The organism is Streptomyces sp. Inha503, from assembly GCF_047215865.1.
In the GTDB taxonomy this organism is placed as follows: domain Bacteria; phylum Actinomycetota; class Actinomycetes; order Streptomycetales; family Streptomycetaceae; genus Streptomyces; species Streptomyces lycopersici.
Genome location: NZ_CP178360.1, coordinates 4,791,417 through 4,807,001, shown reverse-complemented (window position 1 = coordinate 4,807,001; position 15,585 = coordinate 4,791,417). Strand labels below are relative to the sequence as shown.

Here is a 15,585-nt window from a genome sequence, read left to right as displayed (position 1 = left end):
GAGTGGGGCTCCGCCCCGGGCCCCGGCGTGGGGGCTCCGGCCCGGGTTCTGGGTCGGGGCTCTGCCCCGGACTCCGGCATGGGGCTCTGCCCTGGGCCCCCGAGTGGGGCTCCGCCTCAGCCCCCGGAGCGGGGGCTCCGTCTCAGATCCCGGAGTGGGCTCTGGCCGAGGCCCCGGGGTGGAGCTCCGTCCCGGGCCCCGGCGTGGGGGCTCTGCCTCAGCCCCGGAGCGGAGCTCCGTCCCGGGCCCCGTACCGGGGCTCCGCCTCAGCCCCCGTACCGGGGCTCCGCCTCAGCCCCCGTACCGGGGCTCCGCCTCAGCCCCCGTACCGGGGCTCCGCCTCAGCCCCCGTACCGGGGCTCCGCCCCAGCCCCCGTACCGGGGCTCCGCCCCAGCCCTCGGAGCGGGGGGCTCCGCCCCAGTCCTCGGGGTGCAGGGGCGGGGTCCCTGCCGCATCGTGGGCGCCTCGTGGTGGCTGTTCCACTCCATAGGTGGGACCTCTGTCGTGTGCGGTCTCCCCAGAGTGTCTCTGCTCTGTCAGGCTGTCATGGACACCGCCATAGAGATCCGATCAATGCCGATCGGAGACCTGGAGGGGACCATGGCCCGACCTCTGGCCGGAACGTCCGGCATCCACGGAAATCGCGGACGGCGGCGTGTGCTGTTCGTGCTGCGTGCCCTCGCCCTGGCCGCGCTTGCGGTCGCCGCCGTTCCTCCCGCACCCGCGGAGGCTGCCGCGGAGGCCGCCGCGCGGGCCGGATGTGAGGGGCCCGTCATCCCTGCCCCGCAGCAGGTCGTCGAGGGCTGCGACACCCCTGCCCGCATCATCGACAAGGCCGCCCACACCGTTCCCACCCCGGGGCAGCGGGCCTGGCAGCAGCGCGAGGTCACCGCCTTCACCCACTTCGGCATGAACACCATGACCGGCCGCCAGTGGGGCTCCGGGGCCGAGGACGAGAAGCTCTTCGACCCGCCCGAGCTCGCCATGGACCAGTGGATGCGGGCGTACAAGGCCGCCGGTGCCAAGCAGGTCATGCTCACCGCCAAGCACCACGACGGCTTCGCGCTCTACCCGAGCCGTTACACCGACCACGACGTCGAGGCCAGCCCCTGGTGGACGAAGGGCCCCGGCGGCCGGAATCCCGACGGCGATGTCCTGGGCGCGTACGTCAAGGCCGCCCGTAAGGCGGGACTCAAGGTCGGCGTCTATCTCTCGCCCGCGGACGGCGCCGAGTTGCCGCACGCCTGGCACGCCCAGTGGGTCGAGAAGATCCGCGAGAAGCAGCAGAACGGCGAGGAGCTGTCGCTGCCCGAGCGGATGGCCCTGGAGGACGGCGACCGCGCACCCGCCGGCCAGGGCCGCTACGGCAACGGCAGCAAGCCCACCGAGCGCACCATCCCCAGCCTCGTCCCCGGCGACGACCGGGCGGACAAGGTCGCCTCCGGCGCGCTGCCCACCTTCCGCTTCGCCGCCGACGACTACGACGCGTACTACCTCAACCAGATCTACGAGATCCTGACGCAGTACGGCCCCATCGACGAGTTCTGGCTGGACGGCGCCAACCCCTGGGGCGGTGCGGGCGTCACCCAGCACTACAACGTCAGGAACTGGTTCGAGCTGATCCACGCGCTCTCGCCGAATTCGGTGATCTTCCAGGGTGCCCAGGGCGTGCGCTGGGTGGGCAACGAGGACGGCATCGCCCGGGAGACCGAGTGGTCGGTGACCCCGTCCGCGGTCGACCCCTGGACCGTCATCGGTGGCGGGCTGCCCAATGACTCCACCGACGCCGACATCGGCTCGCGCGCGAAGCTGACCGCGCCGGGCGTGCGCTATCTCCAGTGGTACCCGGCCGAGGCCGATGTCTCGATCCGCCCCGGCTGGTTCCACGACCCCGCGGAGCGGCCCAAGACCCCGGACCAGCTGATGTCGCTGTACGAGCGCAGCGTTGGCCGTAACGCCTCGTTGCTGCTCAATGTCCCGCCCGCGAAGAACGGCCGGATCGACGACGCCGATATGGCCTCCCTTACGGCCTTCGGCAAGGCCGTAAGGACGACATACGGCACCGGCTCCCGGCCGGCCCCCGGTCATCCGGTGACCTTCGACCGGGTGCGGCTCGGTGAGGACATCCGCCAGGGGCAGCGGGTGGAGGAGTTCACCGTGCAGGCCCGGGTGGCCGGGACCTGGCGGGACATCGCCTCCGGGACGACCGTCGGGGCCCGGCGCATCCTTCCGCTGGCCGCGCCCGTCACCGCCGACGGGCTGCGGATACGCGTCCTCGCCTCGCGTGCCGCGCCACGGCTGCTGCCGCCCACGGTCCACCTCAGCGAGGCGGGCCGCCGCTGAGCCGGTGGCCGGGGCCATGTCATGGCCATCTCAGCACCGTGTTAAAGGCCACCCCGGGCACGCGGCGCCGGGGGGCGTCGGATAACTTGAGTCCGTGAGCAACAAGGTCAAAAAGAACGCCGTGCGCGCCGGTGCAGTCATCGCCGCGACGACGGCGATGCTGCTGATGTCGTCCCCCGCGTTCGCGCTCACCCGCGACGACGGTGACGACCCGGGTCCGGGCCTGAGTGTCGCCGAGACACTGGGCCTCTATGTCGCTGCTCCGATCATCCTGTTCCTGGTGATCGCGGGTCTGGTGATGGCGGGAGACAGGAAGTCCCGCAAGCAGACCGACTGACGCGATCGATCGACGAAGCGCGCACGCCGCTGCGGAGCGCCCCGGCCATCCGGCCGGGGCGCTTTTGTTGTGTACGGGGCGAATCGCTCTCCGGCGGCGGACCGGCTCCGTCGGCCCGGATCGCCAAGTGGGAGCGCGTCACGCCGAGTTCACCGCGCGCCATCCACAGGCCCTGGCCTGTTTATTTTCGCTTTAACCTACGGTGTCGTAACCTACGGGGCCGTAGGTAAAGCCCGTCGCCGCCCCGTCCCCTGGAGCCCCACCGTGACACTCGCCCCCTCCCACCGCCACGGTCAGGCCGTCTGGAGCGACACCCAGCTCCTGTACGCACTCGAAGAGGTCGTCGAGACCGAGCTCAACCGGCATCTGAAGGTCGCCAAGGAGTGGATGCCGCACGAGTACGTCCCGTGGAGCGACGGCCGGAACTTCGACGGGATCATGGGCGGTGAGGCATGGGCGCCCGACCAGTCCAAGGTCAGCGAGGTCGGCCGGATAGCGCTTGTGGTCAACCTCCTCACCGAGGACAACCTCCCCAGCTACCACCACGAGATCGCGACCCTCTTCGGCCGGGACGGCGCCTGGGGCACCTGGGTCCACCGCTGGACGGCGGAGGAGGGCCGTCACGGCATCGTGATGCGCGACTACCTGCTGACCAGCCGCGCCGTCGACCCGGTGCAGCTGGAGCGGTTCCGCATGGAGCACATGTCCGAGGGCTTCGAATCGGACAACCAGCACAGCATGCTGCACACCGTGGCGTATGTCGCCTTCCAGGAGCTGGCCACCCGCATCTCGCACCGCAACACCGGCCATCACTCCGGCGACCCGGTCTGCGACCGGATGCTGGCGCGCATCGCCACCGATGAGAACCTGCACATGATCTTCTACCGGAACCTGCTCGGGAAGGCGTTTGAGCTGGCCCCCGACCAGACCATGTGCGCCGTCCGCGACGTGGTGGTCAACTTCCGCATGCCGGGCCACGGAATGCCCGGCTTCGAGCGCGCCGCCGCCCAGATCGCCATCGGCGGCATCTACAACCTGCGCATCCACCACGACGACGTCCTCCAGCCCGTGCTGCGCTTCCTGAAGGTCCTGGAGATCGGCGGGCTCGGCCCGGAGGGGCTCAAGGCGCAGGAGGAACTGGGGCTCTACATGGGCGGATTGGACGATCAGGCCGCCAAGTTCGACGAGAAGCGCGAGGCGTTGCTGGCCCGTCGCAGGGCCCGTGCCGAACGGTCGTGATCACTCTGGCACCATCGGGTGATGGTCGAACATTCATCGCAAGATGCGGCGGTGGATCCGGAAGCCGAAGCGGCCCGGCTGAGGGCCGCGGCGGCGGCCGGGAAGCCGGGCGCGTACCGGCCCTACGCCGAACTCCTCACCGGCCTGGGCCGCTTGGACGAGGCCCTGCCGTGGTGGGCCAGGGCCGCCGACGCCGGGGACGCCGACGCCTCGCGCACGCTCGCGATCTGCCATAAGGACCGCGGCGAGTTCGCCGATGCCGAGCGGTGGTACCGCACGGCCGCCGATCGCGACGGCGGCTGTGCGTTCGGTCTGGCCCGGCTGCTCCAGGAGGCCGGTGACACGGCCGGCGCCGAGCGGTGGTACGAGCACGGGGCCGCGCTCGGCAGCGTCGAGTGCAAGACCAACGGCGCCGTGCTGCTGGCCGCCCGCGGTGCGTGGGACACCGCCCTGGAGCGGCTGGCCGAGGCGTCCGCCGAGGGCGACGACGTCGCCGCCCACAGCCGCCGGGCCATCCAGAACATGCTGAGGGACCTGGACGGCTGGCGCGCGGCCCTCGCCCGGGCGGAGGCCGAGGGCGACCCCGAGGGGGCGTACGAGGCGCTGCGCGAGCTGCTCGACCCGGAGCGCAAGGCGATGTTCGAGCGCTACCCCCGGATGGTCGCGGAGGCCGAGGCGCTGTACGCCCGTGCGGCCGCGGTCGGCGGCGCCAAGGCGCTGGTGGACCAGGCCCTCTTCATCGCCCGCGACGACGGCCGCTGGGCCGAGGCCCGCGCCCTCGTCGAACGCGCCCATGAGCGGGGCTACGACGGCGCGGCGTACGTCCTCGGCGTCTGGGCCGAGGAGAACGGCGAGCTGCGCGCGGCCGAGGAGTGGTACCGCACCGCCGACGCGGCGGACGGCGGCCACATGTGGGCCTGCTTCAACCTCGGGGTGCTGTGCGTGCGGCAGCGGCGGCTGGAGGAGGCGGAGCGGTGGCTGCGGGCCACGGGGGTCGACGGTGTCGACCATGTCGGCAGTGTTGACGGTGTCGGCGGCGTCGGCGAGGAGGACGGCCCTAACCCGTTCGACGAGGGCGAGGAGCGGATCGTCGTGGCGCTTCGGGACATCGCCGCGATCCGGGCCGACCCCGAGCGGATGCCGCCCCCTGAGTGGGAGGAGCGGCTGCCCGCGCTGCGGGCCCGCGCCGAGGAGGGCGGCCCGGACGCCTGGTTCGCGTACGCCGACGCGCTGGACCGGCTGCACCGGCTCCCGGAGGCCGCCGAGTGGTACCGCAAGGCGGGCACCCCGCGGGCCCTGCTCGCCCTCGGGCGGATGCTGTACGAGGGGGGCGGCGCCAAGGGGCTGCGGATGGTGCCGTACTACGAGCCCGCGGCGGCGGAGGGAGACGCCGGAGCGGCGTATGACATCGGCCGGATCCACGACGAGGCCGGGGACCGGCGTACCGCCCAGATCTGGTTCCGCCGGGCGGCCGACCTGGGGCATGGGCGCGCCGCGTGGTGGCTGGGCTGGACGTCGGAGGAGCGCGGCGGGGATCCGCAGCACGCCGAGCGGTGGTATGTGCGCGCCGCGCGCAGCGGTCTCGTGCCGCCCGCGTTTCTGGCGGGGCGGAGCATGGTGCGGCGGGGGGCGTATGCGGAGGCGGAGCCGCTGTTGAGGGCGGCGTGCGCGGGGGAGCATGAGGAGGCGCCGTACTGGCTGGCGGAGGCGTTGCGGGGGTTGGGGCGGGTGGAGGAAGCGGAACGCTGGCTTCGGGTCGCCGCGCAGGCGTACCCGGACCTGCTCCACCAATACGGCGAAATGGCCCGCCTAGCCTTACGCGACCCTAGGTAAACAGGTTTGTGGGCAATTGTTCCGCAGGGCGGAACGATTGCCCACAACCCACCACGCTCGCGCCGCGGTCAGCTCGCGGCGGCGTCTGCCGCCTGTGCGCGGAGGGCGCGGTCGATGCCCGCTCGTGACTCCGTCACCAGACGCCTCAGCGCCGCCGTCGGCTCGGCGGACGCGAGCCACGCGTCCGTGGCGTCCAGGGTCTCCGGCGCGACTTGGAGTGCCGGGTACAGCCCCACCACGATCTGCTGCGCCATCTCATGGCTGCGGTTGTTCCAGACGTCCTTCGCCACCGCGAAGTACTTCTCCGTGTACGGCGCCAGCAGCTCCCGCTGATCGGTCTGGATGAAGCCGCCGATCACCGCCTCCTGCACGGCGTTGGGCAGTTTGTCGCTCTCCACGACCGAGGCCCACGCCTCCGCCTTCGCCTCCGGTGTCGGCCGCGCGGCCCGCGCCGTCGCGGCGTGCCGCTCGCCCGCGGAGGTCTTGTCGCGCTCCAGCTCCGCCGCGATCGCGGCCTCGTTGGCGCGCCCCGTGGCGGCGAGCCGCTCCAGCAGCGCCCAGCGCAGCTCGGTGTCGATGATCAGGCCCTCGATCGTCTCGGTGCCCTCGAGCAGCCCGGAGACCAGGTCCAGCTGGGCGTCGGTGCGGGCCGTCGCCGTGAAGGCCCGCGCCCAGGCCAGCTGGTGGTCGCTGCCCGGCGCCGCCGCCCGCAGGTGGTCGAGCGTGGCCTGGGTCCACTGGGCCAGGCCCGTCTCGCGCCAGTCCGGCGCGGCGTACAGGTCCAGGGCCAGCTTCACCTGGCGGTGCAGGGACTGGACGACGCCGATGTCCGACTCCTTGGCGATGCCCGAGAGCACCAGCGCGAGGTAGTCGCGGGTGGCCAGTTCGCCGTCGCGGACCATGTCCCAGGCCGAGGCCCAGGACAGCGCGCGCGGCAGCGACTCCTCGAAGTCGCCGAGGTGCTCGGTGACCACGGCCAGCGAGTCCGGGTCCAGCCGCACCTTCGCGTAGGTGAGGTCGTCGTCGTTGAGCAGGATCACCGCGGGGCGCTTTGTGCCGGTCAGCTGCTCCACCTGGGTCAGCTCGCCGTCCACGTCCAGCTCGATCCGCTCGGAGCGGATCAGCTTGCCGGTCGGGTTGAGGTCGTAGAGGCCGATGGCGATGCGGTGCGGCCGCAGTGTTGGCTCGCCCTTGGCGCCGGGCGGAAGCGCCGGGGCCTCCTGCCGCACCGCGAAGGAGGTCACCGTGCCGCTCGCGTCGGTCTCGATCTCCGGCCGCAGCACATTGATGCCCGCCGTCTCCAGCCACTGCTTGGACCAGGTCTTCAGATCGCGTCCGCTGGTCTCCTCCAGCGCGCCGAGCAGGTCCGACAGCCGGGTGTTCTTGTAGGCGTGGCGCTTGAAGTACGCCTGGACGCCACGGAAGAACTCGTCCATCCCGACGTACGCGACCAGCTGCTTGAGCACCGAGGCGCCCTTGGCGTACGTGATCCCGTCGAAGTTGACCAGGACGTCGTCCAGGTCGTTGATCTCGGCCATGATCGGGTGGGTGGACGGCAGCTGGTCCTGCCGGTAGGCCCAGGTCTTCATGGAGTTGGCGAAGGTGGTCCAGGAGTGCGGCCACCTGCTGCCGGGCGCGTGGGCCTGGCAGGCGATCGAGGTGTAGGTGGCGAACGACTCGTTCAGCCACAGGTCGTTCCACCACTCCATGGTGACCAGGTCGCCGAACCACATATGGGCCAGCTCGTGGAGGATGGTCTCGGCGCGCGTCTCGTACGCCGCGTCCGTCACCTTGGAGCGGAAGACGTACTGGTCGCGGATGGTCACCGCGCCCGCGTTCTCCATCGCGCCCGCGTTGAACTCCGGCACGAACAGCTGGTCGTACTTGGCGAACGGGTATGCGTAGTCGAACTTCTCCTCGAACCACGCGAAGCCCTGCCGCGTCACCGCGAAGATCGCGTCCGAGTCGAGGTACTCCGCGAGCGAGGGACGGCAGTAGATGCCCAGCGGCACCGAGCGGCCGTCCTTTTCGTAGGAGCTGTGCACACTGTGGTACGGGCCGACGATCAGCGCGGTGATGTACGTGGAGATGCGCGGGGTCGGCTCGAACCGCCAGACGTTGTCCTTCGGCTCCGGCGTCGGCGAGTTCGAGATCACCGTCCAGCCCTCGGGCGCCGTCACGGTGAACTGGAACGTGCCCTTCAGGTCGGGCTGCTCGAAGCTGGCGAACACCCGGCGGGCGTCGGGCACCTCGAACTGGGTGTAGAGGTACGCCTGCTGGTCGACCGGGTCGACAAAGCGATGCAGCCCCTCACCGGTGTTGGTGTAGGCGCAGTCCGCGACCACCCGCAGCTCGTTGTGCCCGGCCAGCAGCCCCGGCAGGGCGATCCGCGAATCCTTGAAGACCTCGTTCGGGTCGAGCGTGTCGCCGTTCAGCACCACCTCGTGCACCGTGGGCGCCACCAGGTCGATGAACGACTCCGCGCCCGACTCGGCGGCGTCGAAGCGCACCGTGGTCACGGAGCGGTAGGTACCGCCCTCCTGGGCGCCGCTCAGGTCCAGTTCGATCTCGTACGCGTCCACCGTGAGGAGGCGCGCCCGCTGCTGGGCTTCCTCCCTTGTGAGGTTGGTGCCAGGCACGTCGGCTAACTCCCGTTCGTCATGTGCGGTACGCCATGCGTCAGGCGGATGGCCATCCTCGCACGTCGGACCCGGGACTGACGGGAGACGAAAGGAGGGGAGCGGCCGCCGGGCCGCTCCCCTCCGAGCCGAGACGCGGGCGTCAGGTCAGATCGGCCGCCACCAGCTCGGCGATCTGCACCGCGTTCAGCGCCGCGCCCTTGCGCAGGTTGTCATTGGACAGGAACAGCGCGAGACCGTGCTCGACCGTCTCGTCCACCCGGATCCGGCCCACATAGCTGGGGTCCTGGCCCGCGGCCTGGAGCGGGGTCGGGATCTCCGAAAGCGCCACGCCCGGGGCCGCGGCCAGCAGCTCATAGGCGCGCTCCACGCTGATCGGACGCTCGAAACGGGCGTTCACCTGGAGCGAGTGGCCGGTGAAGACCGGGACCCGGACACAGGTGCCGGACACCTTCAGCTCCGGGATCTCCAGGATCTTGCGGCTCTCGTTGCGGAGCTTGTGCTCCTCGTCGGTCTCGAACCGGCCGTCGTCGACGATCTTCCCGGCCATCGGGAGCACATTGAACGCGATCGGGCGGGCGTACACCCCGGGCTCGGGGAACTCCACCGCGGCACCGTCGTGGGTGAGCTCGGTCGCGCGGTCGGCGGTCTTGCGGATCTGGCCGTCGAGCTCGGCCACGCCGGACAGCCCGGAGCCGGAGACGGCCTGGTAGGTGGTGGCCACCAGGGCGGTGAGCCCGGCCTCGGTGTGCAGCGGGCGCAGCACCGGCATGGCGGCCATGGTGGTGCAGTTCGGGTTGGCGATGATGCCCTTGGGGCGGTCCACCGCGGCGTGCGGGTTGACCTCGGCGACCACCAGCGGCACCTCGGGGTCCATCCGCCAGGCCGAGGAGTTGTCGATCACGACCGGGCCCTGGGCGGCGACCTTCTCGGCCAGCGCCTTGGAGGTGGCGCCGCCGGCGGAGAACAGGACGATGTCCAGACCGGAGTAGTCGGCCGTGGCGGCGTCCTCGACGGTGATCTCGGTGCCGCGCCACGGGAGCGTACGACCGGCCGAGCGGGCGGAGGCGAACAGCCGCAGCTGCTCGGCCGGGAAGTCACGCTCGGCGAGCACCCTGCGCATCACTCCGCCGACCTGGCCGGTCGCTCCGACGATTCCGATCCTCATATCAGCCCTTTTCCTTGGTTGTGCCTGTTCGAGGCGCCTACCCTCCTGGCAAGTGTCTCAGGCGGGTCCGTTATCGTCCCGTGATTTATCCCACGGCTGGGGCCGGTCCCGGATATGGCGGGGGCGGTTCCCAGATCTGATGAACGCCGAGTGAGCGGAAGAATTCCTGTTCACAAGGGCGCGATGACCGTTTGCCACCGCCAAGATCCACGTGTGGAGATCGGCGGCCCGCGTTGCCGCCTCGTTCACTCCCAGGCCATCCCCGATGCCAACGATCCAGGTGAGGACAGCCGCGCTGTCCGCCCGTCACCGCGTGTCCACTCGGGGAGATCGCGCATGTCCCGCATACGGTCCGTACGGTCCGCCGCAGCTGCCGTCGCCACCCTCGACCGGCGCACCTTCCTCGCCGCCGCCACCGCCACCGGTGCCACGGCCGGCCTGGGAATCGCCTTCGGTCCCGGCAGCGGCTCGGCCGGTGCCTCGCAGCCCGCCACCGCGCACGCCGCGGGGCGCCGGGTGGTGGAGGCCCCGGCGGCGCCCTCGACGGCCGGTACGACGCTGGAGACGTTCTCGGCCGCACACGGGGCCACGGGCTACCGGCGGCTCGCCGACGGCCCCGCCTGGGCCCGCGAGGTCCGCACCGAGATCACCGGCGCCAAGGGCGGCCGCGAGGACCGGCGCACCGCGCTCGCCTCGTTCGTCCAGCTCACGGATCTGCACCTGACCGATGTCCAGCACCCGATGCGCTACGAGTTCCTGCGCTCCGGGCGCGCCGGGGCATGGCGGCCGCACGAGGCGCTGACCGTCGCCGGGGTCGCCTCGCTCATCGAGCGGATCAACGGGCTGCGCGGCGGACCGGCCACCGGGGCGCCGCTGTCGTTCGTCATGACCACCGGCGACAACACCGACAACAACGCCAAGATCGAGCTGGACTGGTTCCTGACCGCCATGAACGGCGGCCGGATCACCCCCAACACCGGCGATCCGCGCCGCTACGAGGGCGTCCAGAACAGCGGGCTCAAGGAGTTCTGGCACCCCGAGGAGGCGCTGCGCGACGCCGACAAGAAGGCCGGCTTCCCGCGCGTCGACGGCTTCCTCGAGGCCGCGCTGCGCACCGTCAACAGCCCCGGGCTGCGGCTGCCGTGGTACTCCACCATCGGCAACCACGACGATCTGGCGGGCGGTGTCTACTCCCTCGGCCACGACTACTACACGGACTTCGCCACCGGGAAGCGCAAGCTGGAGATCATCCCGGCGGCCGACGCGGAGCGGCTGTTCAAGGGCACGCGCGTCGGTGACGACCCCAAGGGCGTCCAGATGAAGGCGCTGCTGGACGCGCACGCCAAGGACATGCGCACGGTCACCCCCGATGAGCGCCGCGCGCCCTTCAGCCAGAGCGAGTACCTGGCCGCGCACCTCGACCCGGCCGCCACCGGCTCCGGACCGGTCGGCCACGGCTACACCAAGGACAACCTCGAGCAGGGCACGCTCCACTACTCGTTCCGGATCTCCGAGAACATGATCGGCATCAGCCTGGACACCACCGACCCGGGCGGCCACTACACCGGTTCGCTCGGCACCGCCCAACTGCGCTGGCTGGAGCGGACGCTGAAGGCCCACAAGGACGACTACGTGATCGTCTTCAGCCACCACTACAGCCGCAGTCTGGACAACATGAACCACGACCCGGGCCGCCCGGGCGAGGCCCGCCACGGCGGGGACGAGGTCGTCGCCCTCTTCCAGCGCCACCCCAAGGTGCTGGCCTGGATCAACGGCCACAGCCACCAAAACGAGATCACCCCGCGTGGCACCTTCTGGGAGATCACCACCGCCTCGCATGTGGACTTTCCCCAGCTGGCCCGGGTGTTCGAGGTCGTGGACAACCACGACGGCACGATCTCCCTGTTCACCACGCTCATCGAGTCGGCCGCGCCGCACCGTACGGACTTCTCGGACCTGTCCCAGACCGGGCTCGCGGCCCTCTACCGCGAGCTCTCCTTCAACGCCCCCGGCGCCAGCCAGAAGCTGGCCGGCGACGCGACGGACCGCAACACCGAGCTGCTGCTGCGCAAGCCCTGAGCCGTGCGGCGGGCGCCTCAGCGCGGCAGGACCACCACATAGGGGGCCGGTTCGCGGTCGGCCGCCGCGATCAGGGCGGTACGGACCACCGCGGCCTGCTCCTCCGGTGACTCCCGGAGCCGCCTCGGGGTCACGCGCACGACCGTGATCCCGAGCCGCTCCAGGTGCTCGCGCTTGCGGCCGGAGCCGCCGCGCCAGACCTCCTCGTCCTGGCGCGGCGCCCGGGCGTCGATCTCCACCGCCACCGCCTGCTCACGCCAGTAGGCGTCCACTCCGCCGAGGGCGGGACCGCCGGGCAGCCGCAGCTCCACGTTCCACAGCGGCTCGGGCAGATGGTGGCCGCGCACCATGTCGTACAGCCGCCCCTCGGCGATCGCCCGGCCCTCGGCGAGCAGCGCCTCCACGGCGTCCACGACATGCGGCCGGGACAGCAGCCGGGCCGAGTTCAGCTCCGCGACGACGGCCGCGGCCTCGCAGTGGCCGTGGCGCACGGACTCGGTGAGCAGCCTGCGGACCAGTACCGCGTCGGTGAGCCGGGCCACGGCGTCCGCGAGGGCGCGGGCCACCGGGGCGGTGGGCACGCCCGCGAGGTACTGGGGGGCGGGCAGGGTGCCGGCCCGGACGAAGCGGACGAAGCCGGTGGCGCGCAGCCGCCGGGTGCGCGGCACCAGGACGTCGATGTGGTCGAGGGAGGCCAGCGGGGGAGCGGAGGAGAAGTGGCGCAGGGCGAGCGCCGCCAGCCCGGTGATCATCGCCTCGCCGCCCGGCGTCGCCCCGTCGGGCCCCTGGCCACGGCTCGCGGTGTACAGCAGCGCGGCCAGCAGCCGCTCCTCGCTGGTCGCGGGGCCCGGGTGGAGCAGATGGACGCCCGGCAGGATCTGCTGCCAGGGCCCGCCGGCCCGGGAGCGCTCCGCGGCGACGGACGCGGTCACACCGTGCTCGCGCAGTTGACGTGTCGTCAGGACCCGGCGCTGGACGTCCGAGAGGTGGTGGAGGGGGCGGGGGGACAGCGGTGTGTTGTGGCTCATGCTCCCGCCATTCCCGCGCCCGCTCCACCCGCTAACCGCTGTTACACAGTCGTCGACAAAAGCGGACAACGCCGTACTAAAGTACGGCAGTTCGAATGCCGAAAGAGCTCCCCTCTTCTCCCGAAGAAGCTCCCGCTGCGGTCGAACGTTCGCGTCAGGCGGCCGCCCTCGCGTCGCACTCCTGGCCGCGCAGGGCGCGGGCGAGGTCGTCGCGGGCCTCCAGGACCAGTCGGCGCAGCGCGGGGGCCGCGTCCGGGTGCCCGTCCAGCCAGGTGTCGGCCGCGTCCAGGGTGCGGGTGTCGCCCTGGGCGGCCGGGAACAGCCCGCGCACGATAGCCATCCCGATCTCGATCGACCGCTCCTGCCAGACGCGCTCGATCACCTCGAAGTAGCGCGGTGCGTACGGTGCCAGCAGATCCCGCTGGCCCGGCTGGTCGAAACCGGAGATGGTGGCCTCCACCAGGGCGTTGGAGAGCCGGTCGGACTCCACCACCGCCTCCCACGCCTCGGCCTTGACCGCGGCGGAGGGCCGGGCGGCCAGGCACCGCACCTGGTGGCGCTTGCCGGAGGCGGTGTCGTCACGGGCCAGCTCGGCGGCGATCAGCGCCTCGTCGGCCTGGCCGCTCGAGGCCAGCGCGGCCAGGAACGTCCAGCGCAGCTCCTGGTCCACATCCAGCCCGTCGATCCGGGCCGTGCCGTCCAGCAGCCCGCGCAGCAGCCGCAGCTCGGAGTCGGCGACGGCCACCTGCGCGAAGAACCGCGCCCAGGCCAGCTGGTGCCCGCTGCCCGGCTCGGCCCGCCGCAGCTCGCTCAGCGCGCCCTCGGCCACCCGGGCGGCGGCCTCCTCGCGCGCGTCCGGCGCCGAGTAGTCGTGCAGGGCGGACAGCGCCCACGCCTGGACCATCTGGAGCACCCCGATGTCGCTCTCGGCCCCGGCGAACCGCCGCACCAGCTCCAGATAGTCGCGGGCGGGCAGCAGCGCGTCACGGGTGAGGTTCCACAGCGCGGACCAGCTCAGGGCGCGGGCGAGGGGGTCGGTCAGCTCGCCCAGGTGCTCGCGCAGGGTGTCCAGCGAACCCTCGTCGAAGCGGATCTTGCAGTAGGTGAGGTCGTCGTCGTTGACCAGGATCAGATCGGGCCGGGAGGCGCCGGCCAGCTCGGGGATCACCGTACGGGGGCCGTCGACGTCCACCTCGGCGCGGGCGTAGCGCACCAGCGCCCCGGGGCGCTCCCCGGCCGGGGCCTCCTTGCGGTACAGCCCCACGGCCACCCGGTGCGGCCGCAGCGTCGGATGACTCTCGGCGGCCTCCTGGACCACCGCCAGCTCGGTGATGTGCCCCTCGGCGTCATAGGTGGTGTGCGGTGTGAGCGCGTTGACCCCCGCGGTCTCCAGCCAGGCGCGCGACCAGGTGGCCATGTCCCGCCCCGAGGTCTCGCCGAGCACCGACAGCAGATCCGACAGCCGGGTGTTGCCGTACGCGTGCCGCTTGAAGTAGCGCCGCGCGCCCTCCAGGAAGGCGTCCTGCCCGGCGTAGGCCACCAGCTGCTTGAGCACGGACGCGCCCTTGGCGTAGGTGATCCCGTCGAAGTTGAGCTTGGCGTCCTCCAGGTCACGGATGTCGGCCGTGACCGGGTGGGTGGACGGCAGCTGGTCGGCGCGGTACGCCCATGCCTTGCGACGGTTGGCGAAGGTGATCCAGCCGTCGGTGAAGCGGGTCGCCCCGACCAGCGAGAACGCCCCCATGAAGTCCGCGAACGACTCCTTGAGCCACAGGTCGTCCCACCACTCCATGGTCACCAGGTCGCCGAACCACATATGCGCCATCTCGTGCAGGATGACGTTCGCCCGGCCCTCGTACGACGCCTTCGTGACCTTGCCGCGGAAGATGAACTCCTCCCGGAAGGTCACACAGCCCGGGTTCTCCATCGCGCCGAGGTTGTACTCCGGCACGAACGCCTGGTCGTACTTGCCGAACGGGTACGGATAGTCGAAGTGGTCGTGGAAGAAGTCCAGGCCCTGCTTGGTGACGGTGAAGATGTCGTCCGCGTCGAAGTGCTTGGCCAGCCCCTTGCGGCAGAGCGCGCCCAGCGGGATCTCCAGCGCCGAGCCGTCCGGCAGCGTGCGGCGGTAGAGGTCGCTCTCGTAGTGGTAGGGACCGGCGACCACGGCCGTGATGTACGTCGAGATGGGCCGGGTGGTCACGAAGTGGCTGGTCGCGGCGGCGTCGGCGGCACCGGACGGCTCCACCCGGTCCACCGCCCCGTTGCTCAGCACCGTCCAGCCCTCCGGGGCGGTCACCGAGAAGGTGAACGGGGCCTTGAGGTCCGGCTGTTCGAAGTTGGCGAAGACCCGGCGGGCGTCGGCCGGCTCGTACTGCGTGTAGAGGTAGACCTCGCCGTCCTCCGGGTCCACGAAGCGGTGCAGCCCCTCGCCGGTCCGGCTGTACGCGCACCGCGCGTCCACCACCAGCTCGTTCTCCGCGGCGAGGCCGTCCAGCGCGATCCGGGAGCCGTCGAAGACCGCCGCCGGGTCCAGCTCCCGCCCGTTGAGCCGCACCGAGGTCACCGAGGGCGCCAGCAGATCGGCGAAGGTCGCGGCGCCCGGCTCGGCGCAGCGGAAGCGGATCGTCGTGGTGGAGCGGTAGGTGCGCGGCCCGGACCCGGTGTGCTCACCCACCGCGGACCGCAGATCGAGCGCCACCTCGTAACCCTCGACGGCCAGCAGCTTCGCCCGCTCACGGGCCTCGTCACGGGTCAGGTTCTCACCGGGCACGACGCGGCTCCCTCGCCAATGTCTCGCATCTCGGATATCGGACAGCGGAAATCATGTCACGGGGCACCGACACGCGGCATCGGGGAATGAGCCCCCTCCCGCGCGCGTTGGCTGAAGCAACCAGCTCTCTATTCGTTTGCGATAC

9 protein-coding genes are annotated in these 15,585 nt (G+C 71.5%); 5 read left to right on the top strand and 4 right to left on the bottom strand.

The window, feature by feature from the left end; all coding sequences use genetic code 11:
- The first annotated feature begins 601 nt into the window (after positions 1-601).
- The 4 genes from ACJX2R_RS20170 to ACJX2R_RS20155 all read left to right on the top strand — a co-directional run bounded on the left by ACJX2R_RS20170 (position 602) and on the right by ACJX2R_RS20155 (position 5,753).
- Positions 602-2,344 (top strand): alpha-L-fucosidase, encoded by a 1,743-nt coding sequence (locus ACJX2R_RS20170; RefSeq protein WP_413101264.1) that lies wholly within the window; start codon positions 602-604, stop codon positions 2,342-2,344.
- A gap of 94 nt (positions 2,345-2,438) precedes the next feature.
- Entirely contained in the window at positions 2,439-2,681 is a 243-nt protein-coding gene (locus tag ACJX2R_RS20165; RefSeq protein WP_014060726.1) for a hypothetical protein, read from the top strand.
- A gap of 264 nt (positions 2,682-2,945) precedes the next feature.
- Complete coding sequence (locus tag ACJX2R_RS20160; RefSeq protein WP_262699958.1) at positions 2,946-3,920, top strand: acyl-ACP desaturase; 975 nt, start codon at positions 2,946-2,948, stop codon at positions 3,918-3,920.
- A 21-nt stretch (positions 3,921-3,941) separates the two neighbouring features.
- Positions 3,942-5,753 (top strand): tetratricopeptide repeat protein, encoded by a 1,812-nt coding sequence (locus ACJX2R_RS20155; RefSeq protein WP_413101263.1) that lies wholly within the window; start codon positions 3,942-3,944, stop codon positions 5,751-5,753.
- A 68-nt stretch (positions 5,754-5,821) separates the two neighbouring features.
- Here the strand turns inward: ACJX2R_RS20155 and pepN (ACJX2R_RS20150) are convergent, their stop codons facing one another.
- Both pepN (ACJX2R_RS20150) and ACJX2R_RS20145 read right to left on the bottom strand, forming a co-directional pair.
- Positions 5,822-8,392, bottom strand: a complete 2,571-nt coding sequence (pepN, locus tag ACJX2R_RS20150) for an aminopeptidase N (protein WP_413101262.1) — start codon at positions 8,390-8,392, stop codon at positions 5,822-5,824.
- Between the two features lie 142 nt (positions 8,393-8,534).
- Positions 8,535-9,560 carry an aspartate-semialdehyde dehydrogenase gene (locus tag ACJX2R_RS20145; RefSeq protein ID WP_413101261.1) on the bottom strand — a complete coding sequence of 342 codons (1,026 nt, stop codon included), beginning with the start codon at positions 9,558-9,560 and terminating at the stop codon, positions 8,535-8,537.
- A 336-nt stretch (positions 9,561-9,896) separates the two neighbouring features.
- Between ACJX2R_RS20145 and ACJX2R_RS20140 the strand changes: the two genes are divergently transcribed.
- On the top strand, positions 9,897-11,639 hold the full coding sequence (locus ACJX2R_RS20140; protein WP_413101260.1) for a TIGR03767 family metallophosphoesterase: 1,743 nt from the start codon (positions 9,897-9,899) through the stop codon (positions 11,637-11,639).
- A gap of 17 nt (positions 11,640-11,656) precedes the next feature.
- On the opposite strand, the gene ACJX2R_RS20135 is transcribed toward ACJX2R_RS20140, so the two are convergent.
- Both ACJX2R_RS20135 and pepN (ACJX2R_RS20130) read right to left on the bottom strand, forming a co-directional pair.
- The gene (locus tag ACJX2R_RS20135) at positions 11,657-12,667 is read right to left on the bottom strand and encodes a hypothetical protein (RefSeq protein ID WP_413101259.1); all 1,011 of its coding nucleotides are present in this window, start codon (positions 12,665-12,667) and stop codon (positions 11,657-11,659) included.
- 154 nt (positions 12,668-12,821) lie between these two features.
- Positions 12,822-15,440, bottom strand: a complete 2,619-nt coding sequence (gene pepN, locus ACJX2R_RS20130) for an aminopeptidase N (RefSeq protein ID WP_413101258.1) — start codon at positions 15,438-15,440, stop codon at positions 12,822-12,824.
- Positions 15,441-15,585: the final 145 nt, after the last annotated feature.